This window comes from Enterobacter bugandensis, from assembly GCF_900324475.1.
Taxonomy (GTDB): domain Bacteria; phylum Pseudomonadota; class Gammaproteobacteria; order Enterobacterales; family Enterobacteriaceae; genus Enterobacter; species Enterobacter bugandensis.
In genome coordinates this window covers 4431482-4456704 of the sequence record NZ_LT992502.1, presented here as the reverse complement: position 1 = coordinate 4456704, position 25223 = coordinate 4431482, and the positions used below count along the sequence as shown (strand labels likewise).

At 57.2% G+C, this 25223-nt stretch carries 15 protein-coding genes and 1 pseudogene; 11 read left to right on the top strand and 5 right to left on the bottom strand.

The window, feature by feature from the left end; genetic code table 11:
* Positions 1–113 precede the first annotated feature (113 nt).
* The 3 genes from bcsG to bcsE are packed head-to-tail and all read right to left on the bottom strand — an operon-like array spanning position 114 to position 3539.
* Entirely contained in the window at positions 114–1793 is a 1680-nt protein-coding gene (gene bcsG / locus DG357_RS21615) for a cellulose biosynthesis protein BcsG (protein WP_028014764.1), read from the bottom strand.
* Positions 1786–1980 (bottom strand): cellulose biosynthesis protein BcsF, encoded by a 195-nt coding sequence (bcsF, locus tag DG357_RS21610; RefSeq protein ID WP_072201618.1) that lies wholly within the window; start codon positions 1978–1980, stop codon positions 1786–1788. The genes bcsG and bcsF overlap by 8 nt, the downstream gene beginning before the upstream one ends.
* On the bottom strand, positions 1977–3539 hold the full coding sequence (bcsE, locus tag DG357_RS21605; RefSeq protein ID WP_088205127.1) for a cellulose biosynthesis c-di-GMP-binding protein BcsE: 1563 nt from the start codon (positions 3537–3539) through the stop codon (positions 1977–1979). Before bcsE ends, bcsF begins: the two co-directional genes overlap by 4 nt.
* A gap of 174 nt (positions 3540–3713) precedes the next feature.
* Here bcsE and bcsR point away from each other — a divergent pair, with 174 nt between their 5' ends.
* The 9 genes and pseudogenes from bcsR (at position 3714) to DG357_RS21560 (ending at position 19579) form a co-directional block, all read left to right on the top strand.
* Entirely contained in the window at positions 3714–3902 is a 189-nt protein-coding gene (bcsR, locus tag DG357_RS21600; protein ID WP_028014761.1) for a cellulose biosynthesis protein BcsR, read from the top strand.
* 11 nt (positions 3903–3913) lie between these two features.
* On the top strand, positions 3914–4666 hold the full coding sequence (bcsQ, locus tag DG357_RS21595) for a cellulose biosynthesis protein BcsQ (protein ID WP_028014760.1): 753 nt from the start codon (positions 3914–3916) through the stop codon (positions 4664–4666).
* The gene (bcsA, locus tag DG357_RS21590) at positions 4663–7278 is read left to right on the top strand and encodes a UDP-forming cellulose synthase catalytic subunit (protein WP_028014759.1); all 2616 of its coding nucleotides are present in this window, start codon (positions 4663–4665) and stop codon (positions 7276–7278) included. The genes bcsQ and bcsA overlap by 4 nt, the downstream gene beginning before the upstream one ends.
* A 10-nt stretch (positions 7279–7288) precedes the next feature.
* The gene (bcsB, locus tag DG357_RS21585) at positions 7289–9709 is read left to right on the top strand and encodes a cellulose biosynthesis cyclic di-GMP-binding regulatory protein BcsB (RefSeq protein WP_108780351.1); all 2421 of its coding nucleotides are present in this window, start codon (positions 7289–7291) and stop codon (positions 9707–9709) included.
* 6 nt (positions 9710–9715) lie between these two features.
* Entirely contained in the window at positions 9716–10822 is a 1107-nt protein-coding gene (gene bcsZ / locus DG357_RS21580) for a cellulose synthase complex periplasmic endoglucanase BcsZ (RefSeq protein WP_047363559.1), read from the top strand.
* Positions 10804–14287 (top strand): annotated as a pseudogene (gene bcsC / locus DG357_RS21575) (cellulose synthase complex outer membrane protein BcsC). Before bcsZ ends, bcsC begins: the two are co-directional and overlap by 19 nt.
* Positions 14288–14406: 119 nt before the next feature.
* Positions 14407–16413, top strand: a complete 2007-nt coding sequence (gene hmsP, locus DG357_RS21570) for a biofilm formation regulator HmsP (protein ID WP_063438461.1) — start codon at positions 14407–14409, stop codon at positions 16411–16413.
* A 159-nt stretch (positions 16414–16572) separates the two neighbouring features.
* A complete protein-coding gene (locus DG357_RS21565) occupies positions 16573–17859 on the top strand; it encodes a dicarboxylate/amino acid:cation symporter (RefSeq protein ID WP_028014754.1) in 1287 nt (428 codons plus the stop codon).
* Between the two features lie 226 nt (positions 17860–18085).
* Positions 18086–19579, top strand: coding sequence for a M16 family metallopeptidase (locus DG357_RS21560; protein ID WP_041911852.1), 1494 nt, complete (start codon positions 18086–18088; stop codon positions 19577–19579).
* A gap of 46 nt (positions 19580–19625) precedes the next feature.
* Here the strand turns inward: DG357_RS21560 and kdgK are convergent, their stop codons facing one another.
* Positions 19626–20555, bottom strand: a complete 930-nt coding sequence (gene kdgK / locus DG357_RS21555) for a 2-dehydro-3-deoxygluconokinase (RefSeq protein WP_048960030.1) — start codon at positions 20553–20555, stop codon at positions 19626–19628.
* Between the two features lie 229 nt (positions 20556–20784).
* On the opposite strand from kdgK, the gene pdeH reads away from it, so the two are divergent.
* Both pdeH and DG357_RS21545 read left to right on the top strand, forming a co-directional pair.
* Entirely contained in the window at positions 20785–21558 is a 774-nt protein-coding gene (gene pdeH, locus DG357_RS21550; RefSeq protein WP_041911854.1) for a cyclic-guanylate-specific phosphodiesterase, read from the top strand.
* Between the two features lie 65 nt (positions 21559–21623).
* Positions 21624–23666 (top strand): AsmA family protein, encoded by a 2043-nt coding sequence (locus DG357_RS21545; RefSeq protein WP_088205125.1) that lies wholly within the window; start codon positions 21624–21626, stop codon positions 23664–23666.
* A 59-nt stretch (positions 23667–23725) separates the two neighbouring features.
* Here the strand turns inward: DG357_RS21545 and DG357_RS21540 are convergent, their stop codons facing one another.
* Positions 23726–25048: an MFS transporter gene (locus DG357_RS21540; protein ID WP_028014749.1), complete on the bottom strand. Its 1323-nt coding sequence runs from the start codon at positions 25046–25048 to the stop codon at positions 23726–23728.
* Positions 25049–25223: the final 175 nt, after the last annotated feature.

Sequence of the window (25223 nt, the reverse complement as noted above, 5' to 3'; positions counted from 1 at the left end):
TCACCTCTAAAGACGACGACGATTTGGCAAGTCTGAAAATGCGGATGTGGATTTCAGCGCAATAATGACGCACTGACTACCCCCTCTCCCCTATGGGAAGAGGGGGAAATCAGTTACTGCGGATACGGTACCCAGTCCCCGCCGTTCAGGCGAACGTACGGTTTGTTCTGATACTGAATCACCACTGCGTTGGCGTTCTCGGACACTTCTGCCGTTTGCGGCAGGTTGCTGGTGAGCTGATCCCAGTTCACGCTATCTTCCACAAACAGCTTCCCGTCAACGGCGCGGGCAACCAGTTCTGAAATCGCCAGATAGCTGCTTGGCTGGGTAATCTCAATTGGTGCGCCCTGGTGCGGTGCCTTCATACCAAAGAATTTAATGCCTGCAGGCACGTTGGTAATGGACGGGCTTGGGATATCGCGCAGGCCGGATACCTGCATTCTGTCGCCTTTCAGCGCGCCACCGTGCTCAGGTACCACGACCACCATCACTTTACGGCCAGATTTTTCCAGCTCCGTGAAGAACGCATCCAGCTCGTCGAAGAATTTCTGCGCCCGCACTTTGTAATCCGCCGTTTTACTCACCCCCGGGAAGTGGTTACCGTCGTGAAGCGGCAGGGTGTTATAGAACGTTGCACTGCGCGGATTACTGTCTTTTTCGATGGTCTGCAGCCAGCGCTGCAGCACGGCGGTATCGTCATAAACCGGCGAGCCATCGAAGCCCAGCAGCGTAACGGGAAGACCGGTTTGATCCATCAGTGGCGCCTGCATGCCACCCTGTTCACGTACCTCTTTCAGGAAGTTACCGAACTGACCGTTATGCCCCAGCATCAGGTGCTGCGTAAAGCCCAGCTTCGCGAGATTATCGAACAAATAGCACTGATTGCCAGCGGGCTGATACAGGTTTTTATGCGATGCCTGACCGCAGCTTGCTCGCAGCAGGCGGATTGCCGCCGGGCCGCTGTATGAGGTGGCAGAGTTAAAATCTTTAAACTGGATGTCAAAGTGGGACCACAGTGGGTGAGACATCAAACCGGCGGCATCCACGTCAGCCCAGGAGAGGGAACAGATGTTAATCACCAGCAGCTCAAACGGCTGCGCATCGGCTGGCAGCGCATCCGGGAATTTCGTCTGTCGCTTATCTTCAGCGGTATAGAAGCTGGAGAGCCAGGCATTAAGATTGGTGGAGGTCGGCGGTGCAGTCTGCGTTGGAATATCGCCCACCACCGGCGTATCGCCTGCCGTTGTAACGGTAGCCGCTGCGCTTCCTCCCGTCGTGGTCACCGTTGTCGTCGGCTGGCCGGCAGGCCACAGCGAAAAGCTTGGCCCCGCCAGCGTCAGCACGTTAAGCCAGATCATAATGGCGACGACAAACACCGTGACGCGGATCCACTGAGACAGGAACAGCCAGGCAACCAGCAGGACAAAGACGGCGCCAATCATCTGCCAGTTAATGAAACGCTCAACCAGGTCAAGCATATAGTCTGCGCTGAAGCCCGCGACCTGCGATCCCTGGCTCATTATGCTTTCCGGACCAGGCAGCCAGGTATCGTGCCAGAACAGCGCAAAGCCGATGGGGATGGCCACCCAATGGCGTAAACGATGCAGCCTGATGTTCGGCAGAGGCATCAGCAGGAAGGCCATAAACACCAGGTTAAGCAGGGGATGGAAATTCAGATAACCTGCCCAAAGCAGGCCAAACTTCACCAGAAAGTAGAAGTTCCAGCCGGAAAGGCCGCGCCAGTATTGCCAGAGCGGCGAGGGTGACGAAGCGGTATAGGAAGAATTAGTCATGTTTACGGTCTGCCTTGACGTGTGATGCCCGTGTCAGTGTTCCGGCTGGTTTTACATAGCGAGGTTTTACAAACATCACTCTGGCCGTATCACGGATACGGCGTATGGAATGGCGTGCATAGTAGCCAAGCGGGAAAAAGATCAGCGCGCAGAATACGACCAGTTGGATGATATCGCTGATATTCATGATGGTGCGTTCTCCCCGTTATCAGTTAATAAGCGAAGGGGTTCCGGAACCCGACGCCAGACATGTCCGTCATGTCTGGCATTGAGGAGCGGTTTTACATCGCTCGTGATTGCGAGCGGTTTAACCCATTGTTCAGGCTGGAGAGCGCGCATTTGCACCAGCTCTGCGCTGATAGCATTATCTTCGAACCAAATCATACGGTTCGAGAAAATATCCCCGGTAGGTAGGGGGAAGATGTGGTTAAGCGCGGTATCAAGATCGTTGACCCGGCAAAACGACAAAAACAGCACCAGGCGATTGTCGCCAATGGTCATGATGTCCCCTGTACGGTTCGGGCGACACAGGGTGAGCGCCTGCTCAACGCGAATGCCCGGGACCGGCCGCAGGGCAACCATAACCCCTTTCCCGTCCGCCGGAAGTAACGTGTTGCTCATCATGTTGCCGACGGCATCGCAGAACGTATCCCATTTCTGGTAGCCACGCAGCTTCATCGGCTGGGTCATGGAGAGCAGCGTGGAGATATCTTCCGGTACATGGCGACTGAACTGCTGACCCTGAACGCTTTCAATAAGCGTCAGGCAGCGTGACAGTGGCGCATTCCAGGGGATAACCATATTTGCCCCGCAGCCCAGAAGCAGACGCTCATCGGTAGCGCGCAGGCTGGTATTATTTTCGCGCACCACAATTTTTAACGCGCTACCACGCTGGCGGCGCAGGGTGTGAATTTGTCTCGCCAGCGTTTCAATCTGATTATTCTGCATCAACGAGAAAACGAGGGTGGCTGCCTGGGTGGTGCGGGCTTCATGAAAAAGCGCTTCGTTAGACTCAAACAGTGACCAGTTTTCCGAAAGCGCGGGCGCGCCCTCTAAAACCGCGATATGGCTCAGGATGCGCTTTTCATCGCTGCGCGGCTGCACCACGGTTTCTTCCTGCTGTGCCAGGTGCCATTTCCCCTCAATATGTTTAAGAGTCAGCTGTTGCCTGGCGCTCACTCCCTTTTCATTGCACCAGAAGGCAATATCGTAGAGATAGCTGCCTGCCTGGTCACGAAGACTTGCCAGTCCGAACAGGGAGCGATATTCGCCCATCAAAAGTGAGAACAGCTTGTCATTATTACTGCCGGGGTTGACGACCAATAGCGTGCAATTTTGAAACTTTGCCCATTTATTGATTTTTTCCAGCCACGACAGCAGTTTTTCAGCAGGAATATTTTGCAGTATGTTATTTGCACATTTAAGAATCACTAAATAGTGATCCGGATCAATAGAGCACTGAACGTCGCGGGACAAAAAGTATAGACTATCCGCTTCCGCTGACATGGAAAACAAACGTACTTTCTGGGGGCCGCTGTCGCTTTCGAGCGAAATTATTTTCTTCGGCTCTTCGCCCATGCTAATGACGGCCACGCGGGAATCCTTATCCTGAGCGGCAATTGTCTGGTTTACCAGGCTGATAGCGTCTTCATTACGATCCGTATTAATCCACCAGACTCCACCGACTGGCATGTGGCTCAATTCGTCCCATAATGACTGGATGCCAATAGAAAATATGGAGTCCACGATGTCCCTCTTTTCGTCTAATTTGCCTGTATCTCAGTTTACTAGCGAAAGCGTAGAAATAAACCTAACATTGAAATTAAAGAACATCAGATTTAGCATGTAAATGAAATTTGTCAGGGCAGGATGCCCCGCAACTTCCGAGCGTGCGATTTTCCTCAAAGGGATGGAATAAGAATGGACAATAACGAACCTGCAACCCCAGTCGACTCGACTCTGGGTTACACATTCCAAAACGATTTTCTGGCGCTGGCGCAGGCCTTTTCTCTACCTGAAATAGATTACACCGATATTTCCCAGCGGGAACAGTTGGCTGCTGCTATTAAACGCTGGCCGTTATTAGCTGAATTCGCCCATCAACATTAAGGGAGCCATTGATGGCCATACTCGGATTACAGGGCGTCCGTGGCGGTGTGGGTACCACATCTGTTACCGCGGCGCTGGCGTGGTCATTACAGCTTTTAGGTGAATCGGTGCTGGTGATTGACGCCTGCGCCGATAATTTGCTGCGTATGTCGTTCAACGTCGATTTCACTCGCGAAGAGGGCTGGGCCCGCGCGCTGCTTGATGACAAAGACTGGCGGGATGCGGGGCTACGCTATACCTCCCAGCTGGATTTACTGCCTTTTGGCCAACTGACCACCACAGAACGCGAGAATGAAGCCGCCTATCAGCGTCTGTTTTCGCAGTTCACGCTTGCGCTGCAGAGCCTGAAAGAAAAGGGGCACTACCAGTGGATCCTGCTGGATCTGCCGCACGGCGCCGGGACGCTGACCCGGCAGCTCATCGCCCAGTGCGATCATGTACTTTCCGTGGTGAACGTCGATGCGAACTGCCATATTCGCCTGCATCAGCAGGGGCTGCCTCAGAACGCACATCTCCTGATTAACGATTTACGTATCGGTAGCCAAATCCAGGACGACCTCTATCAGGTGTGGTTGCAAAGCCAGCGCCGCCTGCTTCCCATTGTGATTCATCGGGATGAGGGGATGGCGGAATGCCTCGCCTCCAAGCAGCCGCTGGGCGAATACCGCAGCGACTCGCTGGCAGCAGAAGAGATCCTGACGCTGGCGAACTGGTGTCTGCTGAACTTCGCCAGCAAGGCGGAGCCTGCCGGGAGTTCGGTATGAGTCGACTCGCCAGCTGGCTTCTTATCCCGCCGGTCAGTTCGCGTTTGAGCGACCATTACCGGCACTTTCGCCGGCATGGTGCTCCGGCATTCAGCGCCGCGCTCGGCTGTTTCTGGCTGATTCTGGCCTGGACGTTCATTCCACTCGAGCACCCGCGCTGGCAGCGCATCCGTGCGCGTCACGGCGAATTATACCCACACATTAACCCCGACCGACCACGGCCTTTGGACCCGGCGCGCTATCTTATTCAGGCCGTCTGGCTGGCAATATCGTCATCCCGAACGGAGAAAATAACGCCGCACTGGCGCAGCTATTCCCGCGTACAGCAGTTACGTGAACGCTATCACCAGTGGCTGGATAAACTGCCCGCTAGCGTCAGCGATAAGACCAGCCATCTGGATAACCATAAAGAGCTTGGGCATCTCCACCCAGGCTTGCGGCGTTTTATTCTCGGCGTGATTGTCGTGTTCTCGCTCATTCTGGCGCTGGTCTGTATTACGCAACCTTTCAACCCGCTGGCGCAGTTCATCTTCCTGATCCTGCTGTGGGGCGTGGCGTTGCTGGTTCGTCGTATTCCGGGCCGTTTCTCGGCGCTGATGCTGATTGTGCTGTCGCTGACGGTTTCCTGCCGCTACATCTGGTGGCGTTACACCTCAACGCTGAACTGGGACGACCCGGTCAGCCTGGTGTGCGGTCTGGTGCTGCTGTTTGCTGAGACCTACGCGTGGATTGTGCTGGTGCTAGGCTATTTCCAGGTGATCTGGCCGCTCAACCGCCAGCCGGTTCCGCTGCCTAAAGACACCACGCAGTGGCCGACCGTCGATCTCTTCGTCCCGACCTACAACGAAGACCTGAGCGTGGTGAAAAACACCATCTATGCCGCGCTGGGCATCGACTGGCCGAAAGATAAACTCAAAGTCTGGATCCTGGATGACGGCAACCGTCCGGCGTTTCGCCAGTTCGCTGAGGAGGTCGGCGTCGAATACATCGCCCGCCCGACTCACGAGCACGCGAAGGCCGGGAATATCAACAACGCCCTGAAGTATGCCTCCGGGGAGTTCGTCTCGATTTTTGACTGTGACCACGTGCCGACGCGCTCGTTCCTGCAGATGACCATGGGCTGGTTCCTGAAAGAGAAAGAGCTGGCGATGATGCAGACGCCGCACCACTTCTTCTCGCCGGACCCGTTTGAACGTAACCTTGGCCGCTTCCGCAAAACCCCGAACGAAGGCACGCTGTTCTATGGGCTGGTGCAGGACGGGAACGACATGTGGGATGCCACCTTCTTCTGCGGCTCCTGCGCGGTTATCCGCCGTAAGCCGCTGGATGAAATCGGCGGAATTGCCGTTGAAACGGTAACGGAAGATGCGCATACCTCGCTACGCCTGCACCGTCGGGGCTATACCTCTGCCTATATGCGTATCCCTCAGGCCGCCGGTCTGGCGACGGAATCTCTCTCGGCGCACATTGGTCAGCGTATTCGCTGGGCGCGCGGCATGGTGCAGATTTTCCGCCTCGATAACCCGCTGATAGGCAAAGGGCTCAAGCTGGCGCAACGTCTCTGCTACGTCAACGCCATGTTCCACTTCTTGTCCGGCATCCCGCGGCTGATCTTCCTGACCGCGCCGCTGGCGTTCCTGCTCCTTCACGCCTATATCATTTACGCCCCCGCGCTGATGATTGCGCTGTTCGTTCTGCCGCACATGATCCACGCGAGCCTGACGAACTCGAAGATTCAGGGCAAATACCGGCACTCCTTCTGGAGTGAAATCTACGAAACGGTGCTGGCGTGGTACATCGCGCCGCCGACGATGGTCGCGCTGATTAACCCGCACAAAGGGAAATTCAACGTCACCGCGAAGGGCGGGCTGGTGGAAGAAGAGTACGTCGACTGGGTGATCTCCCGCCCGTATATCTTCCTCGTGCTGCTGAATATTGTCGGCGTGATCGCCGGTATCTGGCGCTACTTCTACGGCCCGGAAAACGAAATCCTGACCGTCTTCGTCAGTATGGCCTGGGTGTTCTACAACCTGATTATCCTCGGCGGCGCGGTGGCGGTGTCGGTAGAGAGTAAACAGGTTCGTCGCGCGCATCGCGTTGAAATCTGCATGCCTGCGGCGATCGCCCGTGAAGATGGTCACCTCTTCTCCTGTACGGTGCACGACTTCTCTGACGGTGGCCTGGGGATCAAAATCAACGGCCAGGCGAAAGTGCTGGAAGGGCAGAAGGTTAACCTGCTGCTTAAGCGCGGTCAGCAGGAGTATGTCTTCCCGACGCAGGTTGTGCGTGTGGCAGGCAGTGAAGTGGGTCTGCAGCTGATGCCGTTGACCAAAAAGCAACACATTGATTTTGTGCAGTGTACGTTTGCCCGTGCGGATACATGGGCTCTCTGGCAGGACAGCTTCCCGGAAGATAAACCACTGGAAAGCCTGCTGGATATTCTGAAGCTGGGGTTCCGTGGCTATCGTCACCTTGCAGAATTTGCCCCGTCGTCGGTGAAATTAATTTTCCGGTCACTTACTTCGCTGGTTTCCTGGGTCGTGTCGTTCATTCCTCGTCGTCCCGAGCGGGATGAGACGAAGCAGGCGGACCCGGTTATGGCTCAACAATGATGATAACGCGATGAAAACAAAACTTTCCTGGTTATGTGCAGTGGCAATGGGAGTGAGTGCACTTCCCGCAACAATGGCTAACGCAGCACCCGGTAACGCAGCGGCGACGCCTGCGCCGACGGTCCCTGTCGTCGCGCAGGCAACCGATCCGGTTGTTACGGCGGCACCCGGTCAAACAGAAAACATCATTCCGAACCAGCCAACGGAGGGGAACACCCTGCCGGCCGAGAATCCGGTCATCGGGCAGGTGATGCCGGGCGTGCGGGGGGCTAACGCGCCCGTTGTCGCGGATAATGTGCCGTCGCGGGACGTGAAGCTGACCTTCGCGCAAATTGCGCCGCCGCCGGGCAGCATGGTGCTGCGCGGCGTCAACCCTAACGGCAGCATTGAATTTGGTATGCGCAGCGATGAGGTTGTTTCAAATGCGGTATTGAACCTTGAATACACCCCGTCGCCATCCCTGCTGCCGACGCAGTCTCAGCTGAAGGTCTACCTGAACGATGAACTGATGGACGTTCTGCCGGTGACCAAAGAGCAGCTGGGTAAGAAAACACAGGCGCAGGTGCCGATTAACCCGCTGTTCATCACCGACTTTAACCGTATCCGTCTGGAGTTTGTTGGTCACTACCGCGATGTCTGCGAAAACCCCGCCAGCAACACGCTGTGGCTGGACGTCGGGCGTAACTCCTCGCTGCAGATGACCTACCAGCCGCTGGCGCTGAAAAACGATCTGTCGGCGTTCCCGGTTCCGTTCTTCGACCCGCGTGATAACCGTCCGCTCACGCTGCCGATGGTGTTTGCATCGTCCCCTGACGTGACCGAGCAGCTGGCGGCGACCATTGTAGCCTCCTGGTTTGGCTCCCGCTCCGGCTGGCGCGGTCAGAACTTCCCGGTGATGTATGACAAAATGCCGGACAGGAACGCGATTGTCTTTGCAACCAACGCGAAGCGTCCGGGCTTCCTGCGCGACCACCCGGAAGTCAAAGCGCCAACCATTGAGATGGTAAGCCACCCGGATAACCCGTACGTGAAGCTGCTGGTGGTCTTTGGTCGTGATGATAAAGATCTGGTCCAGGCCGCGAAGGCGATTGCTCAGGGCAACGTCCTTTTCCGCGGCAACAGCGTGGTGGTGGACGAAGTTAAGCCGCTGCTGGCGCGTAAACCTTATGACGCGCCAAACTGGGTGCGTACCGACCGCGCCGTGACGTTTGGTGAACTAAAAACCTATGAAGAGCAGCTGCAGGCGTCCGGGCTGGAGCCATCGCCGATTAGCCTGTCGCTGAACCTGCCGCCGGATCTGTACCTGCTGCGCACCAACGGCATTGATATCAATCTCAACTACCGCTATACCGCGCCGGCGACGAAAGACAGCTCGCGCATGGATATCAGCCTGAACAACCAGTTCCTGCAATCGTTCAGTCTGCAAAGTACCCAGGACACCAACCGTCTGATGCTCCGCCTGCCGGTGCTGCAGGGGCTGCTGGACGGAAAAACGGACGTCTCTATTCCGGCGCTGAAGCTTGGCGCGATCAACCAGCTGCGTTTTGATTTCCAGTACATGAACCCGATGCCTGGCGGTTCGGTGGATAACTGCATCACCTTCCAGCCGGTACAAAACCACGTTGTGATCGGCGATGAGTCCACCATCGACTTCTCGAAGTACTACCATTTCCTGGCGATGCCGGATCTGCGTGCCTTTGCTAACGCGGGCTTCCCGTTCAGCCGCATGGCCGATCTCTCTGAATCCATTGTGGTGATGCCAAAAGCGCCAAACGAAGGCCAGGTGACGACCCTGCTCGACACCATGGCAACCGTAGGCGCGCAAACCGGATTACCGGCAGTTAACGTCACGTTGACGGACGATGGCAGTCAGATCCAGAACAAAGATGCGGATATCATGGTGATCGGCACCATCCCGGACATGCTGAAGGATGAAAAACGTATCGACCTGCTGGTGAAAGCCACCGAGTCGTGGGTTAACACGCCGCTTCGCCAGACCGAGTTCCCAAGCATTATGCCGGACGTGAACGACCGTAAGGCCAGCGCGCAGACGGCCGTAACCTCTCAGGGGGCGATGGCTGCGGTGGTGGGCTTCCAGTCTCCTTACAACGATCAGCGTAGCGTGATAGCCCTGCTGGCGGACAGCCCGCGCGGCTATGAGCTGCTGAATACCGCGATGAACGACAGCGGCAAACGTGCCGCGATGTTTGGTTCTGTGTCGGTGATCCGCGAGTCCGGTGTCAACAGCCTGCGCGTGGGTGATGTGTATTACGTCGGCCATCTGCCGTGGTTCGAGCGCCTGTGGTATGCGCTGTCGAACCATCCGGTTCTGCTCGCCATCCTGGCTGCGGTCAGCGTGGTCTTGCTGGCATGGGTGCTGTGGCGTCTGCTGCGCATCATCAGCCGTCGTCGCCTTAACCCGGATGAGTAAGACGTGATGAAAGCCTTTCGCTGGTGTGTAGTCGCAGCGTTGATGCTGGCGGCGATCCCTCTTCGCGCCGCCTGTACCTGGCCTGCCTGGGAGCAGTTTAAAAAGGATTACATCAGCGAGGGCGGGCGCGTCATCGATCCGAGCGACACGCGCAAAATTACAACGTCGGAAGGGCAAAGCTATGCGTTGTTCTTTGCCCTGGCCGCTAACGATCGCAAGGCGTTTGACCAGCTGCTGACGTGGACGCGCGATAACCTCGCCAGCGGCAATCTCAACGATCGTCTGCCCGCCTGGCTCTGGGGACAGAAAGACAAAGAAAACTGGGGGGTGATTGATACCAACTCCGCCTCAGATGCCGATGTCTGGATTGCCTGGTCGCTGCTCGAAGCGGGCCGGTTATGGAAAGACCCGGACTATACCCAAACGGGCAAGGCACTGCTAAAACGCATTGCCAGCGAGGAAGTAGTGAAAGTGCCGGGGCTCGGCTCAATGCTGCTTCCCGGTAAAGTCGGTTTTGCCGAAGAAAACGCCTGGCGCTTTAACCCCAGCTACCTTCCTCCACAGTTAGCGAGCTATTTCACCCGCTACGGTGCCCCGTGGACCACGCTGCGTGAAACCAATCTGCGGCTGCTGCTGGAAAGTGCGCCGAAGGGATTCTCGCCGAACTGGGTGCAGTATCAGAAAAACAAAGGCTGGCAGCTACAGCAGGATAAAACGCTGGAAGGGGGCTATGACGCCATCCGTGTCTATCTTTGGGTGGGCATGATGAGCGATAAAGATCCTCAAAAAGCCCGGCTGCTGACGCGCTTCCAGCCGATGGCGGCAAAGACAATTAAACAGGGCGTGCCGCCGGAGAAAGTGGATGTGGCGACGGGGAAACACACCGGCAATGGCCCGGTCGGGTTCTCTGCCGCGATGCTGCCGTTTTTACAGCAGCGCGATGCCCAGGCGGTTCAGCGCCAGCGCGTGGCAGATCATTTTCCCGATAACAATGCCTACTACAGCTATGTATTGACTCTTTTTGGTCAGGGATGGGATCAGCATCGTTTTCGCTTCACCGCTAAGGGTGAATTAATACCGGATTGGGGCCAGGAATGCGCAAGTTCACAGTAAATCTACTCACTCTATCGCTTGGGCTGGCACTGATGCCGCTGGCGCAGGCCGTTAACTCTCCGCAGCAGAAACAGCTGCTGGAGCAGGTTCGGCTGGGCGAATCGACCCATCGCGAGGATTTGGTTCGTCAGTCGCTCTACCGTCTTGAGCTGATCGATCCGAACAACCCTGACGTCATTGCCGCCCGCTTTCGCTACCTGCTGCGCCAGGGCGATAACGCCGGAGCGCAAAAAGAGCTGGACCGCCTGAAGGGGATCGCCCCTGACTCCGGCGCGTACCAGTCCTCACGCAATACCATGCTGCTTTCCACCCCGGATGGCCGCCAGCAGCTTCAGCAGGCGCGCTTACTCGCTACGACAGGGCACACGCAGGAGGCGATTGCCGCCTATGACAAGCTCTTTGACGGCAACCCGCCGGGCGGCGACGTGGCGACGGAATACTGGAATGTGGTGGCGAAAGATCCTGCCCGTCGCGCTTCGGCCATCAACCAACTGAAAAAAATAAACAGCAGCAGCCCCGGGAATACCCAGCTACAGACGACGCTGGCCCAGCTTCTGTTCCAGAGTGGACGCCGTGATGAAGGCTTTGCGGTGCTGCAGGAGATGGCTAAATCCACAGGCGGCCGCGGCCAGGCCTCTGACATGTGGTATGAGCAGATCAAAGACCAGCCAGCCAGCAGCGCCAGCGTCACCGCGCTGCAAAAATACCTGACCGTTTTCAGCGACGGCGATAGCGTCGCGGCGGCGCGCGCCCAGCTTGAGGCGCAGCAAAAGCAGCTCGCTGACCCGGCGTTCCGCGCGAAAGCGGAAGGGCTGGCGGCAGTGGATGCCGGGCAGGGGAGTAAGGCGGTGGCGGAGCTGCAAAAAGCCGTCAGCGCCAACCATGCCGACAGTGAAGCGGTGGGTGCCCTTGGGCAGGCCTATTCCCAGAAAGGCGACCGCGCCCGCGCGGTGGCACAGTTTGAAAAGGCGATTGCCCTCGATCCGCAGAGCGATAACCGCGGGAAATGGGACAGCTTGCTGAAGGTTAACCGCTACTGGCTGCTGATCCAGCAGGGGGGATGCGGCGCTGAAGGCAAATAACCCGGCGCAGGCGGAGCGTTACTATCAGCAGGCGCGCAACGTCGACAATACCGACAGCTATGCGTTGCTGGGGCTGGGAGATGCCGCTGCGGCGCGTAAAGATAACGACGCGGCGGAGCGTTATTACCGCCAGGCGTTACGTATGGACAGCAGCAACAGCAATGCGGTTCGCGGCCTTGCCAATGTTTACCGCGCGCAGTCCCCGGAGAAAGCCTCGCAGTTTATCCAGTCGCTCTCTGCCAGCCAGCGCCGGAGTATTGATGATATTGAGCGTAGCCTGACTAACGAGCAGCTTTCCGCCCAGGCAGAACAGCTGGAGAGTCAGGGGAAATACGCTCAGGCGGCAGAAATTCAGCGTCGCCGTCTGGCACTCTCGCCCGGTGACGTCTGGATAACGTATCGTCTCTCGCGCGATCTCTACAGCGCGGGCCAGCGCAGCCAGGCGGATACCCTGATGCGCCAGCTTGCCAGCCAGAAACCGTCTGACCCGGAGCAGGTGTATGCCAACGGGCTCTACCTGTCCGGAAACGATCAGGACCGGGCCGCGCTGGCGCATCTGAATACCCTGCCGCGCAGCCAGTGGAACGGCAATATTCAGGAGCTTGCCGACCGTCTGCAAAGCAATCAGGTGCTGGAAACCGCCAACCGCCTGCGCGACAGCGGCAAAGAGCAGGAGGCAGAAAATCTTCTGCGTCAACAGCCTGCCTCAACCCGCATCGACCTGACGCTGGCGGACTGGGCGCAGCAGCGTGGCGATCTGAACGCGGCGAAAACGACGTACAGCGCCGTCCTGCAGCGTGAGCCGCAGAACGAAGACGCGATCCTCGGTCTGACCGAAATTTACAGCGCGGAAGGTAACAAAGATGCCGCCCGTGCGGAGCTCGCGAAACTGCCCGCAGCGCAAAACGGCCAGCCGCCGTCGCTCAATATGCAGCGCCGGATCGCGATGGCGCAGGCAGGTCTGGGCGATTCCTCTGCCGCAGAACAGACCTTCAGCAAAATCATTCCGCAGGCTAAATCGCAGCCCGCCTCCATGGAAAGCGCGCTGGTGCTGCGTGATGCTGCCCGCTTCCAGACGCAAAACGGCCAGCCGCAGCAGGCGCTGGAGACGTATAAAGATGCGATGGTGTCGTCCGGCATCACCACGACGCGTCCGGTGGACAATGACAGTTTCACCCGTCTGACGCGTAACGATGAAAAAGATGACTGGCTGAAGCGCGGCGTGCGCAGTGACGCCGGTGATTTGTACCGGCAGCAGGATGTTAACGTCACGCTGCAGCACGACTACTGGGGCTCCAGCGGCACGGGCGGCTATTCCGACCTGAAAGCGCATACCACCATGCTCCAGGTGGACGCCCCACTCTCTGACGGGCGCATGTTCTTCAGAAGCGATCTGGTCAACATGGACGCCGGCACCTTTGATAACAATAACGGAACCTACGACCCTAAATGGGGGACCTGCTACGACACGCCGTGTAGCGGCAACACCAGCCAGAGCGACAGCGGCGCCAGCGTCGCCGTTGGCTGGCAGAATAAAACCTGGGCGATGGATATTGGTACCACGCCAATGGGCTTTGACGTCGTCGACGTGGTGGGCGGTATCAGCTACAGCAGCGATTTAGGCCCCATCGGCTACACCGTCAACGCCCATCGTCGGCCTATCTCCAGCTCTCTGCTGGCGTTCGCCGGGCAAAAAGATACCAATACCGGCACCACCTGGGGCGGCGTGCGCGCGACGGGCGGCGGGGTAAGCATCAGCTATGACAAAGGCGAGGCGAACGGCGTCTGGTCAAGCCTGAACGCGGAAACGCTGACCGGTAAAAATGTGGAAGATAACTGGCGCGTCCGCTGGATGACGGGTTATTACTACAAGCTCATTAATAAAAACAACGAGCGCCTGACGGTCGGTGTCTCCAATATGCTCTGGCACTACGATAAGGATCTGAGCGGCTATTCCCTCGGTCAGGGCGGCTACTACAGCCCGCAGGAGTATGTCTCCTTCGCGCTGCCGGTGACCTGGCGTAAGCGTACGGAAAACTGGTCCTGGGAGCTGGGTGGCTCGGTGTCCTGGTCCCACTCCAAAACCAAAGACGAGCTGCGTTACCCGATCCAGAGCCTGATCCCGACCGATGAGCCAGGCCGCTATACCGACCGTGGCGCGATGGAAACCGGCAGCTCCTCCTCCGGGACGGGTTATACCGCGCGGGCAATTATCGAACGCCGGGTCACCTCCAACTGGTTTGTGGGCATGGGCGTGGATATTCAGGAAGCGAAAGATTACACCCCAAGCCATGCGCTAATTTATGTGCGCTACTCTGCTGCAGGCTGGCAGGGCGATATGGACTTACCGCCGCAGCCGCTTATTCCTTATGCGGACTGGTAATCGGATTTTCCTTAATCCATTTGTAAGTCTCTCTTAATAGCGCGGCAATCGGGTATACTCAGGCGCGCCAGGTTTACACCCTGGCGCGCCCTGCGCTTCGAGTTTTGTGGAGAGTCATTTTGCGTGTCAGCCGTTCCTTAACGATCAAACAAATGGCGATGGTCTCTGCCGTCACTATGCTGTTTGTACTGCTCTTCTGCGTAATTTTGCTGTTTCATTCCGTACAGCAGAATCGCTATAACACGGCTTCGCAGTTAGAAAGTATCGCCCGCTCGGTGCGCGGCCCGCTCTCCGCCTCGATCCTGAAAGGGGACATTCCCGAAGCGGAAACCATCTTAAAGCGCATTCAGCCTGCCGGGGTCGTTAGCCGCGCCGATGTCGTCTTACCCAACCAGTTCCAGGCGTTGCGGATGAGTTTTATCCCGGAGCGTCCCGTCCCGATGATGGTGATGCGCCTGTTTGAGCTGCCGGTGCAAATTTCTCTGCCTCTCTATTCGCTGGAACGTCCTGCCAATCCGCAGCCACTGGCCTACCTGGTTCTGCAGGCGGACTCGTACCGGATGTATAAATTCGTCATGAGTTGGGTGGTTACGTTAGTGACCACTTGCTTACTTATGACCCTGATCATCAGCGTAGCGCTGACGTGGTGTATAAACCGCCTCATTGTTCACCCGCTGCGCCGTATCGCCCGCGAGCTGAATGGGCTTTCGCCGCAGGATCAACTGGGGCACCAGCTTGAGCTGCCGCGTCTGCATCAAGACGATGAGATCGGTATGCTGGTGCGCAGCTACAACCTCAACCAGCAGCGCATCCAGCGTCATCAGGATGAGCTAAACAACAGCGCCACGCGCTTCCCTGTGTCGGAGCTACCTAATAAAGCGTTTCTGATGGCAATGCTGGAGCAGACCGTTGCGCGGCAGCAAACCACGGCACTGATGGTGATTGCCTGTGAAACCCTGCAGGACACGGCGGGCGTGCTCAAGGAGAGCCAGCGTGAAATGCTGCTGCTGACGCTGGTGGAAAAGGTGAGGTCTGTCCTTGCTCCGCGCATGGTGCTGACCCAGGTCAGCGGTTACGACCTGGTGGTGATTGCCAACGGCGTGAAAGAGCCGTGGCACGCTATCACTTTAGGTCAGCAAGTACTCACTGTCATAAATGAGCGGCTGCCCGTGCAGGGCATCCAGCTTCGTCCGAGCGCCAGTATCGGTATCGCCATGTACTACGGTGATTTAACGGCGGAGCAGCTGTACCGCCGCGCGTTCTCGGCGGCATTTACCGCCCGGCGCAAAGGGAAAAATCAGATCCAGTTCTTCGACCCGGAGCAGATGGAAAAGGCGCAGCAGCGCCTGACGGAAGAGAGCGATATCCTGACCGCGCTGGATAACCGTCAGTTCGCCCTCTGGCTACAGCCGCAGGTAAATTTACAGACGGGGGAAGTGAAAAGCGCCGAGGCGCTGCTCCGCCTGCAGCAGCCGGATGGCTCATGGGAGCTGCCGGAGGGGCTGATTGAGCGCATCGAATCCTGCGGCCTGATGGTCACCGTTGGTTATTGGGTACTGGAGGAGTCCTGCCGCCAGCTTGCCGCCTGGCAGGAGCGCGGCGTAATGCTGCCGCTGTCGGTCAACTTGTCTGCCCTGCAGCTTATGCATCCGACGATGGTCTCCGAGATGCTGGAGCTGATCCACCGCTACCGGATCAAGCCTGATACGCTGACGCTGGAAGTGACGGAGAGCCGGCGCATTGACGATCCTAACGACGCGGTGGCCATCCTGAAGCCGCTGCGCAATGCCGGCATTCGCATCGCGCTGGACGATTTTGGTATGGGCTACGCCGGGCTGCGCCAGCTTCAGCACATGAAAGCCCTGCCGGTGGACGTGCTCAAAATCGATAAATCGTTTGTCGACGGTCTGCCGGAGGACAGCAGCATGGTGCAGGCCATCGTCCAGATGGCGCGCAGCCTCAAGGTGCATCTTATTGCCGAGGGGATTGAAACCGAAGCGCAACGCGTCTGGCTGGCAGAGGCGGGCGTCGAGAGCGGCCAGGGCTACCTTTTTGCCCCGGCGGTGCCGCCGGATGTCTTCGAGCAGCGATACCTTTCTGGCGCTGACCATAACGCAAAAGTGTAATTTTGTTGCTGGCTTGTGCGAGCCAGTTCAAAGTTCTTAACATTTGTGTTTCAAATTTGAACCGGGTTTATTTCTGTCCTGTTATACGGGTGTTATTTTAGAGCCGCAGGTTAACCATAACCTTACAAAGCCTGTGGTTTTTCTTCCCAAGGACACCCTATGAAAACCTCACTCTTCAAAAGTCTTTATTTCCAGGTCCTGACAGCCATCGCCATCGGTATTCTGCTGGGTCACTATTACCCGGAGCTGGGCGCGCAAATGAAACCGCTTGGCGACGCGTTCGTTAAGCTCATTAAAATGGTCATCGCCCCGGTGATCTTCTGTACGGTGGTAACGGGCATCGCTGGCATGGAAAGCATGAAGGCGGTGGGCCGTACCGGTGCAGTGGCGCTTCTCTACTTTGAAGTGGTCAGTACCCTTGCGCTGATTATTGGTCTGGTCATCGTCAACGTGGTACAGCCTGGCGCGGGTATGAACGTTGATCCCTCTACGCTGGATGCCAAAGCGGTTGCGGTCTATGCCGAACAGGCGAAGGATCAGGGCGTGGTCGCCTTCCTGCTGGACGTCATCCCTGGCAGCGTCATCGGCGCCTTCGCCAGCGGAAACATTCTGCAGGTGCTGCTGTTTGCCGTGATGTTTGGCTTCGCCCTGCACCGTCTGGGCAGCAAAGGCCAGCTTATCTTCAACGTGATTGAAAGCTTCTCGCAGGTCATCTTTGGCATCATCAATATGATCATGCGCCTGGCGCCGATCGGTGCCTTCGGTGCGATGGCCTTCACCATCGGCAAGTATGGCGTTGGCACGCTGGTGCAGCTGGGTCAGCTGATCATCTGCTTCTACATCACCTGTATTCTTTTCGTGGTGGTGGTGCTGGGCTCCATCGCCCGTGCGACAGGCTTCAGCATTTTCAAATTCATCCGCTACATCCGTGAAGAGCTTCTGATTGTTCTGGGGACCTCCTCTTCAGAATCGGCGCTGCCGCGTATGCTCGACAAGATGGAAAAGCTGGGGTGCCGTAAATCGGTGGTCGGCCTGGTGATCCCGACGGGGTACTCCTTCAACCTTGACGGTACCTCGATATACCTGACGATGGCGGCCGTGTTTATCGCCCAGGCGACCAACAGCCATATGGATATTTTCCATCAAATCACCCTGCTGGTGGTGCTCTTGCTGTCGTCTAAAGGGGCTGCGGGCGTGACGGGCAGCGGCTTTATCGTGCTGGCGGCCACCATTTCTGCGGTGGGGCATCTGCCGGTGGCGGGTCTGGCACTGATTCTTGGTATTGACCGCTTTATGTCTGAGGCGCGTGCTCTTACCAACCTGGTGGGTAATGGCGTGGCCACGGTGGTGGTCGCGAAATGGGTGAAAGAGCTGGATCACAAGAAGCTCAACGATACGCTGAATAATCGCGCGTCTGATAGCAAAAATCCTGGTTTAACCTCCTAATCTTGTCACAATTGCCCGCATTCCCTTGTCGGGATGCGGGCTCCTGCGCATAATAACTGTTCATACCTGTCATAATTCGACAAGATTTTTTTTGGGTATATTTCACTTCGGACCGTGACGTTTTGCCGAACGCGCGGTCTAATCGACGTGTTTTCATCGTCATCTTTTAGAGTGCAGCGCGTCGCGAGACACTCTTTTTAACCAGGAATGTTGATCAGGGGTTCACATGCAGGGCACAAAAATTCGACTCTTAACCGGCGGTTTGCTGATGATGGCAGCAGCCAGTTATGTGCAGGCAGATGCGCTCCAGCCAGACCCGGCCTGGCAACAAGGCACGTTAGCGAACGGTTTTCAGTGGCAGGTGTTATCTACTCCACAGCGTCCCAGCGATCGTATTGAAATCCGTCTGTCCGTAAATACCGGCTCCCTTACGGAAAGCACTCAGCAAACCGGTTTTAGCCATTTTATTCCCCGTCTGGCGCTCACGCAGAGCGGCAGCTTGCAGGCAGTACAGGTGCGTTCGCTGTGGCAACAGGCCATCGATCCGAAACGTCCCCTTCCTCCGGCTGTGGTCTCCTATGACTACACCATGTTTAACCTGAGCCTGCCAAATAACCGTAACGACCTGCTTAAAGAAGCCCTTACCTATCTCTCCGATGCCTCTGGCAACCTGGCGATTACGCCGGACACCGTGAACTATGCGTTGAGCAACGGCGACATGGTGGCGACCTGGCCTGCGGACACCAAAGAGGGCTGGTGGCGCTACCGTCTGAAAGGCTCAACGTTGCTGGGGCACGATCCGGCAGAGCCGCTGAAGCAGCCGGTGGACGTCGAACAGGTAAAATCGTTCTACCAGAAATGGTACACCCCGGACGCGATGACGCTGATCGTCGTCGGCAATGTGGATAGCCGCGCGGTGGTTGAGCAGATCAACAAAGCGTTTGGCGATCTGAAGGGCAAACGTGAAACGCCAGCCCCTGTCCCGACGCTCTCTCCGCTGCGCGCCGAGCCTGTCAGCATTATGACGGACACCGTGCGCCAGGACAGGCTCTCCGTGATGTGGGATAACGCCTGGCAGCCTATTCGCGAGTCTGCGGCGCTGCTGCGCTACTGGCGTGCCGATCTGGCGCGTGAAGCGTTGTTCTGGCACGTTCAGCAGACGCTCAGCAAAAACAACGTGAAGAACATTGGCCTTGGCTTTGACTGCCGCGTGCTGTTCCAGCGTGCGCAATGTGCCATTAACGTTGAATCACCGGGCGATAAACTGAATGCGAACCTGGGTGTGGTGGCGAAAGAGCTGGCAAAAGTGCGTAAAGAGGGGCTCTCTGAAGAGGAGTTCAACGCGCTGCTGGCCCAGAAAAAACTGGAGCTGCAGAAGCTCTTTGCCACCTACGCTCGCGCCGATACCGACATTCTGATCAGCCAGCGGATTCGCTCCCTGCAGAATCAGGTTGTCGACATTGCGCCTGAGCAGTACCAGAAGCTGCGTCAGGACTTCCTGAACGGCCTGACTGTGAATATGCTGAATCAGGATTTACGTCAGCAGCTGTCGCAGGATATGGCGTTGATCCTTCTGCAGCCGAAAGGCGAGCCGGAATATGACATGAAGGAACTTCAGAAGACCTGGGATTCCATTATGGCCACCGCGTCGCAGCCAGCGCAGGCTGCAACGGCTGATGATCTACACCAGGACGCGTCGGATATTCCGCAGGGGCAGTAATCCTCTCACCCCGGCCCTCTCCCCAAAGGGAGAGGGTTAGGGGAAACTAAACAGGCATCGCCTCGCGCGGAATAATCGCCCCGCGATACTGAATCACGGTGCTGGCCGTCAGGTGCCCACGCTGTGCCGCCGCTTCCGGCGTTCCCCCCGTCAGGCGTACCGCCAGGTAGCCCGCGCTGAAGGAATCCCCCGCCGCGGTGGTATCAATCACTTTCTCTTTGGCCAGCTTCACCGCAGGGACCTCAACCACCGCTTCACCCGCAATCGCGACCAGGCACGACTCCGCGCCGCGCTTAATCACCACTTCGCTCACGCCGGCCGCCTGCGTGCGGGCAATCACGTCCTCAACCGGCTTTTCACCCCACAGGGCGTCTTCATCATCGAGCGTCAGGAAGGCGATGTCCGTGCACTGCAGCATCTGCTGATAAACCTGCTGCGTCTCTTCGCGGCTGGCCCACAGGCGCGGGCGGTAGTTGTTATCAAAAATCACCTTCCCGCCGTTGGCGCGGCATTCGCGTAGCAGCGAGAGCAGCTTTTCGCGGCTGACCGGGCTTAAAATCGCCAGGCTAATGCCGCTCAGATAGAGATAGTCAAACGTCGCCAGCTCTTCGCAGATGGCCCCAGCGGCGTCGCTCTCCAGCCAGAATTTGGCCGCGGCTTCGTTACGCCAGTAATAAAACGTGCGTTCGCCGGTGCTGTCAGTTTCGATGTAGTACAGTCCAGGCAGGCGGTTTTCCATACGCTGTATAAGCGAGGTGTCAACATGTTCACTTTGCCAGGCTTCCAGCATCTGCTGGCTGAAGCTGTCCGTACCAAGGGCGGTGACGTAGTTCACGGTGAGTGCCTCAGGCGCAACCTGACGGGCAATGTAAACCGAGGTGTTTAACGTATCGCCACCAAATCCGCGGCTGACTTCCGCGCCTTTTTGTGACAGCTCAATCATGCATTCGCCAATCACGGCAATTTTTTTGGACATAGTCGTGAACCTGAACAGAAGAATTTTCAGCAGTGTGCGCCGAGTGAATTAGATGGTCAACTATATTAAAACGGTGTTCCATTATTTTATTTGAGCCAGCGCGTGTTCCGGCAAATTTCTGTCATCTTAATTTCATTTTCACGGTGAATTGAACATAAAGTTCTCAATTATCGCGCCGATAATCCTGTGACGAGTCCAGAAAGGCTATCCCAACAACAGGACATCTGAAATGAAGTCAGAGCAGGTTATCCAGCGGCTGAGCACTACGCCTGAGGCAAGTATTGAGAACTTGCAGGAGCATCGCTACTGGCTGCAATGTGAGCGCGCGTACACCTGGCAGCCGATCTATCGAACGGACGGTCGGCTGATGGCAATTGAGATTTTGACCGTCGTTACGCATCCCTCAAACCCTACTCAGCGTATCGCGCCGGATCGCTATTTTGCCGAAGTTGCCGTTCGCCAGCGTCTGGACGTGCTGGAAGAGCAGCTCCGTATGCTGGCGACGAAACAGGCCTTTTTCGAGCAGCATACGATCCTCGCCTCGGTGAACGTGGATGGCCCAACTCTGCTGGCGCTGCGTCAGAACGCGAAGCTGCAGGAGCTGATCGCCACCCTGCCGTGGCTGCGCTTTGAGCTGGTGGAGCACGTGCGCCTGCCGCAGGATTCCTCGTTTGCGTCAATGTGTGAATTTGGCCCGCTGTGGCTGGATGACTTTGGCACCGGTATGGCGAACTTCTCGGCCCTCAGCGAAGTGCGCTACGACTACATCAAGGTGGCCCGCGATCTGTTCATCATGCTGCGCCAGACCCCGGAAGGGCGGAATCTGTTTACGCTGTTATTGCAGTTGATGAATCGCTATTGCCAGGGGGTGATCGTTGAAGGCGTGGAAACGCTGGAAGAGTGGCGTGATGTGCAAAACTCTCCCGCAGCGGCGGCGCAAGGCTATTTCCTCTCTCGCCCCGTGCCGATGGATCTCCTCGAAAGCGCCAGAACGACCCTCTGATAACCCCGTTTCCCTTTGTCTGGACTATAGTTTTACAGGAAAGGTCATCAGGAAAGGGGATAACAATGACAAAAACAACCAGGGTCATTTCCTGGATTACAGGGATTTTCTTGTTGTTGATCGCGATCGTCGTCATCATTATCGCGACGTTTGACTGGAACCGCCTTAAGCCGACCATCAACCAGAAAGTCTCAACTGAGCTGAACCGTCCCTTCGCCATTCGTGGCGATCTGGGTGTGGTATGGGAGCGTCAGAAAGAGGAGACCGGCTGGCGAAGCTGGATCCCCTGGCCGCACGTCCACGCCGACGAAATTATTCTCGGCAACCCGCCAGATATCCCCGAAGTGACTATGGTGCATCTGCCGCGCGTGGAAGCCACGCTGGCGCCGCTAGCGCTCCTGACCAAAACCGTCTATCTGCCGTGGATCAAGCTCCAGCAGCCCGATGCGCGCCTGATCCGCCTCTCTGAAAAAAACAATAACTGGACGTTTAACCTTGCCAGCGACGGCGAAAAAGATCCGAATGCCCAGCCTTCTTCGTGGTCATTCCGTCTGGACAATATTCTTTTCGATCGCGGGCGGATCGCCATCGACGATAAGGTCAGCAAGGCAGACGTGGAGATCCTGGTCGATCCGCTGGGTAAACCGCTACCGTTTAGCGAAGTCACGGGCAATAAAGCGAAAGGCGATAGTGCCAAAGCGGGTGATTATGTCTTCGGCCTGACGGCAAAAGGGCGCTACAACGGTCAGCCGCTTAACGGGAAAGGGAAAATCGGCGGCATGCTGGCGCTCCGGAGCGAAGGCACGCCATTCCCGGTGCAGGCGGATTTCCGCTCGGGGAATACGCGCGTGGCGTTTGTGGGGACGGTCAACGACCCGATGAACATGGGGGGCGTTGACCTGCAGCTCAAGTTCGCCGGTGACTCGCTTGGCGAACTGTATGAACTGACTGGCGTACTGCTGCCGGATACCCCGCCGTTCGAAACGGACGGGCATTTGGTTGCCAAAATTGATACCGAAAAATCGTCCGTTTTTGACTACCGGGATTTCAACGGCCGCATCGGCGACAGCGATATTCACGGCACGCTGATCTACACCACCGGAAAACCACGGCCAAAACTGGAAGGGGATGTCGAATCCCGCCAGCTGCGTCTGGCCGATCTTGGCCCGCTGATAGGCGTGGATTCGGGCAAAGGGACAAAGTCAAAAGAGGTCAAAAAGGACGTTCAGCCTGCGGGAAAAGTGCTGCCTTACGATCGCTTTGAAACCGATAAGTGGGACGTGATGGATGCGGATGTGCGCTTCAAAGGGCGCAAGATTGAGCATGGCAGCACGCTGCCGCTGAGCGATCTCTCGACGCATATCATCCTGAAAAATGCCGACCTGCGCCTGCAGCCGCTGAAGTTTGGCATGGCGGGCGGGACGATTTCCTCTAACATTCACCTGGAAGGCGATAAAAAGCCGATGCAGGGGCGGGCGGAGATCCAGGCGCGTCGATTGAAGCTGAAAGAGCTGATGCCGAACGTGGAGCTGATGCAGAAAACCCTCGGTGAAATGAACGGCGATGCGGACATTCGCGGGGTGGGGAATTCCGTGGCGGCACTGCTGGGCAGCGGCAACGGTAACCTGAAACTGCTAATGAACGACGGTCTGGTCAGCCGCAACCTGATGGAGATCCTGGGGCTGAACGTCGGTAACTTTATCATCGGGCAAATCTTTGGCGATGACGAGGTGAGGGTGAACTGCGCGGCGGCGAATGTGGATCTGGTTAACGGCGTGGCGCGTCCGCAGATTTTTGCCTTCGACACGGAAAACGCGGTGATTAACGTGACCGGTACCGCCAGCATGGCCTCCGAGCAGCTGGATTTGACCATCGATCCGGAAAGTAAGGGGATTCGTATTATTACCCTGCGCTCGCCGCTTTACGTCCGTGGGACCTTCAAAAATCCGCAGGCGGGCGTCAAGCCCGGGCCGCTGATTGCGCGTGGTGCGGTGGCCGCAGCCCTCGCGACGTTGGTCACCCCGGCCGCCGCGCTGCTGGCGTTGATTTCGCCGTCAGAAGGCGAGGCGAATCAATGCCGGACGATTTTGTCGCAGATGAAGAAGTAACGCCTTTCTCCCTCTCCCTGTGGGAGAGGGCCGGGGTGAGGGCATCAGGCCGCAATGAATTACAGCGCCTGATGCTTAGTCTCATGCGTCAGCAGCAGCGCAATCAACGTCAGCGCCGCCATGGCCGCCAGATAAACGCCCACGTAGAACAGACCATAATTTGCCTGCAGCCAGGTGGCGATATACGGTGCCACGGACGCACCCAGAATAGACGAGACGTTATAGGAGAACGACGCGCCGGTATAACGCACCTCCGTCGGGAACAGCTCCGGCAGCAGCGCGCCCATCGGGCCGAAGGTCAGCCCCATCAGGCTCAGGCCAATCAGCAGGTACGCCATCACCAGCGCCGGGCTACCTGAACTCAGCAGCGGCGGGAAGACGAACAGAGCAAACAGAATGATCAGCGTGGTGATCGTAATCATGCTCGCACGACGACCAAACTTATCCGCCAGCAGGCCGGCAATCGGTACCATCACGCCAAACCCAATCACCGCCATCATCAGCATCCACAGCACTTCGTTACGCGGCAGGCCCAGCCCAACCGGTGCGGCGGCGGTACTGTAGGTCATGGAGTACACCGTCATGATGTAGAACAGCGTGTAGGTCGCCAGCATGATAAACGTGCCCAGCACGGTCACGCGCACGTGTTTGGTCAGCAGGGTGCCCAGCGGCACTTTTACCTGTTTTTTCGCCGCGGCTACTTTTGCGAACACCGGTGTCTCATGCAGGGAAACACGCACATACAGGCCAATCAGCACCAGCACGGCCGAGAAGACAAACGGAATACGCCAGCCCCAGCTCATGAACTGTTCGTCCGTCAGCAGCCAGGAGAGCAGCAGGAAGGTCCCGTTGGCAAAGAAGAAGCCAATCGGCGCGCCAAGCTGCGGGAATGAACCGTACAGCGCACGTTTACGCGGCGGGGCGTTCTCGGTCGCCAGCAGCGCCGCGCCACCCCATTCACCGCCCAGCCCCAGACCCTGACCAAAACGCGCCAGCGCCAGCAGGACCGGCGCCAGAATGCCGATGGTTTCGTAGGTCGGCAGCAGGCCGATCGCCACGGTGGAGATGCCCATTGTCAGCAGCGAGGCCACCAGGGTGACTTTACGCCCAATACGATCGCCGAAGTGTCCAAACAGCGCGGAGCCAATCGGACGCGCCACAAACGCGATAGCAAAGGTCGCCAGAGACTGTAGCGTCGCCGCCGTCGGGTCTCCCTGCGGGAAGAAAATATGCGGGAAAACGATGACCGCTGCGGTGGCGTAAATGTAAAAGTCGAAGAACTCAATGGCGGTGCCAATCAGCGATGCGACGACAACTTTATTGCGCGAGTTTACCGGGACGTTTTCCGCACCAGAGTCGAGTGTTGTGGCTGTTGATTGCATAATATTTTCTTATTTTTTGTCGAACGAAAGGCCATATTACGCACAGCAAAAGCGACATTTCAATCTGTAACAAAGTCGCTTCCTGATTATAAAATCAACAAAAAGCGGATAATGTTCAGGCCAGCCAAAATGCTTCCATGAAATGCTTCACGTTTTTTAAATATTGGTGGATAAA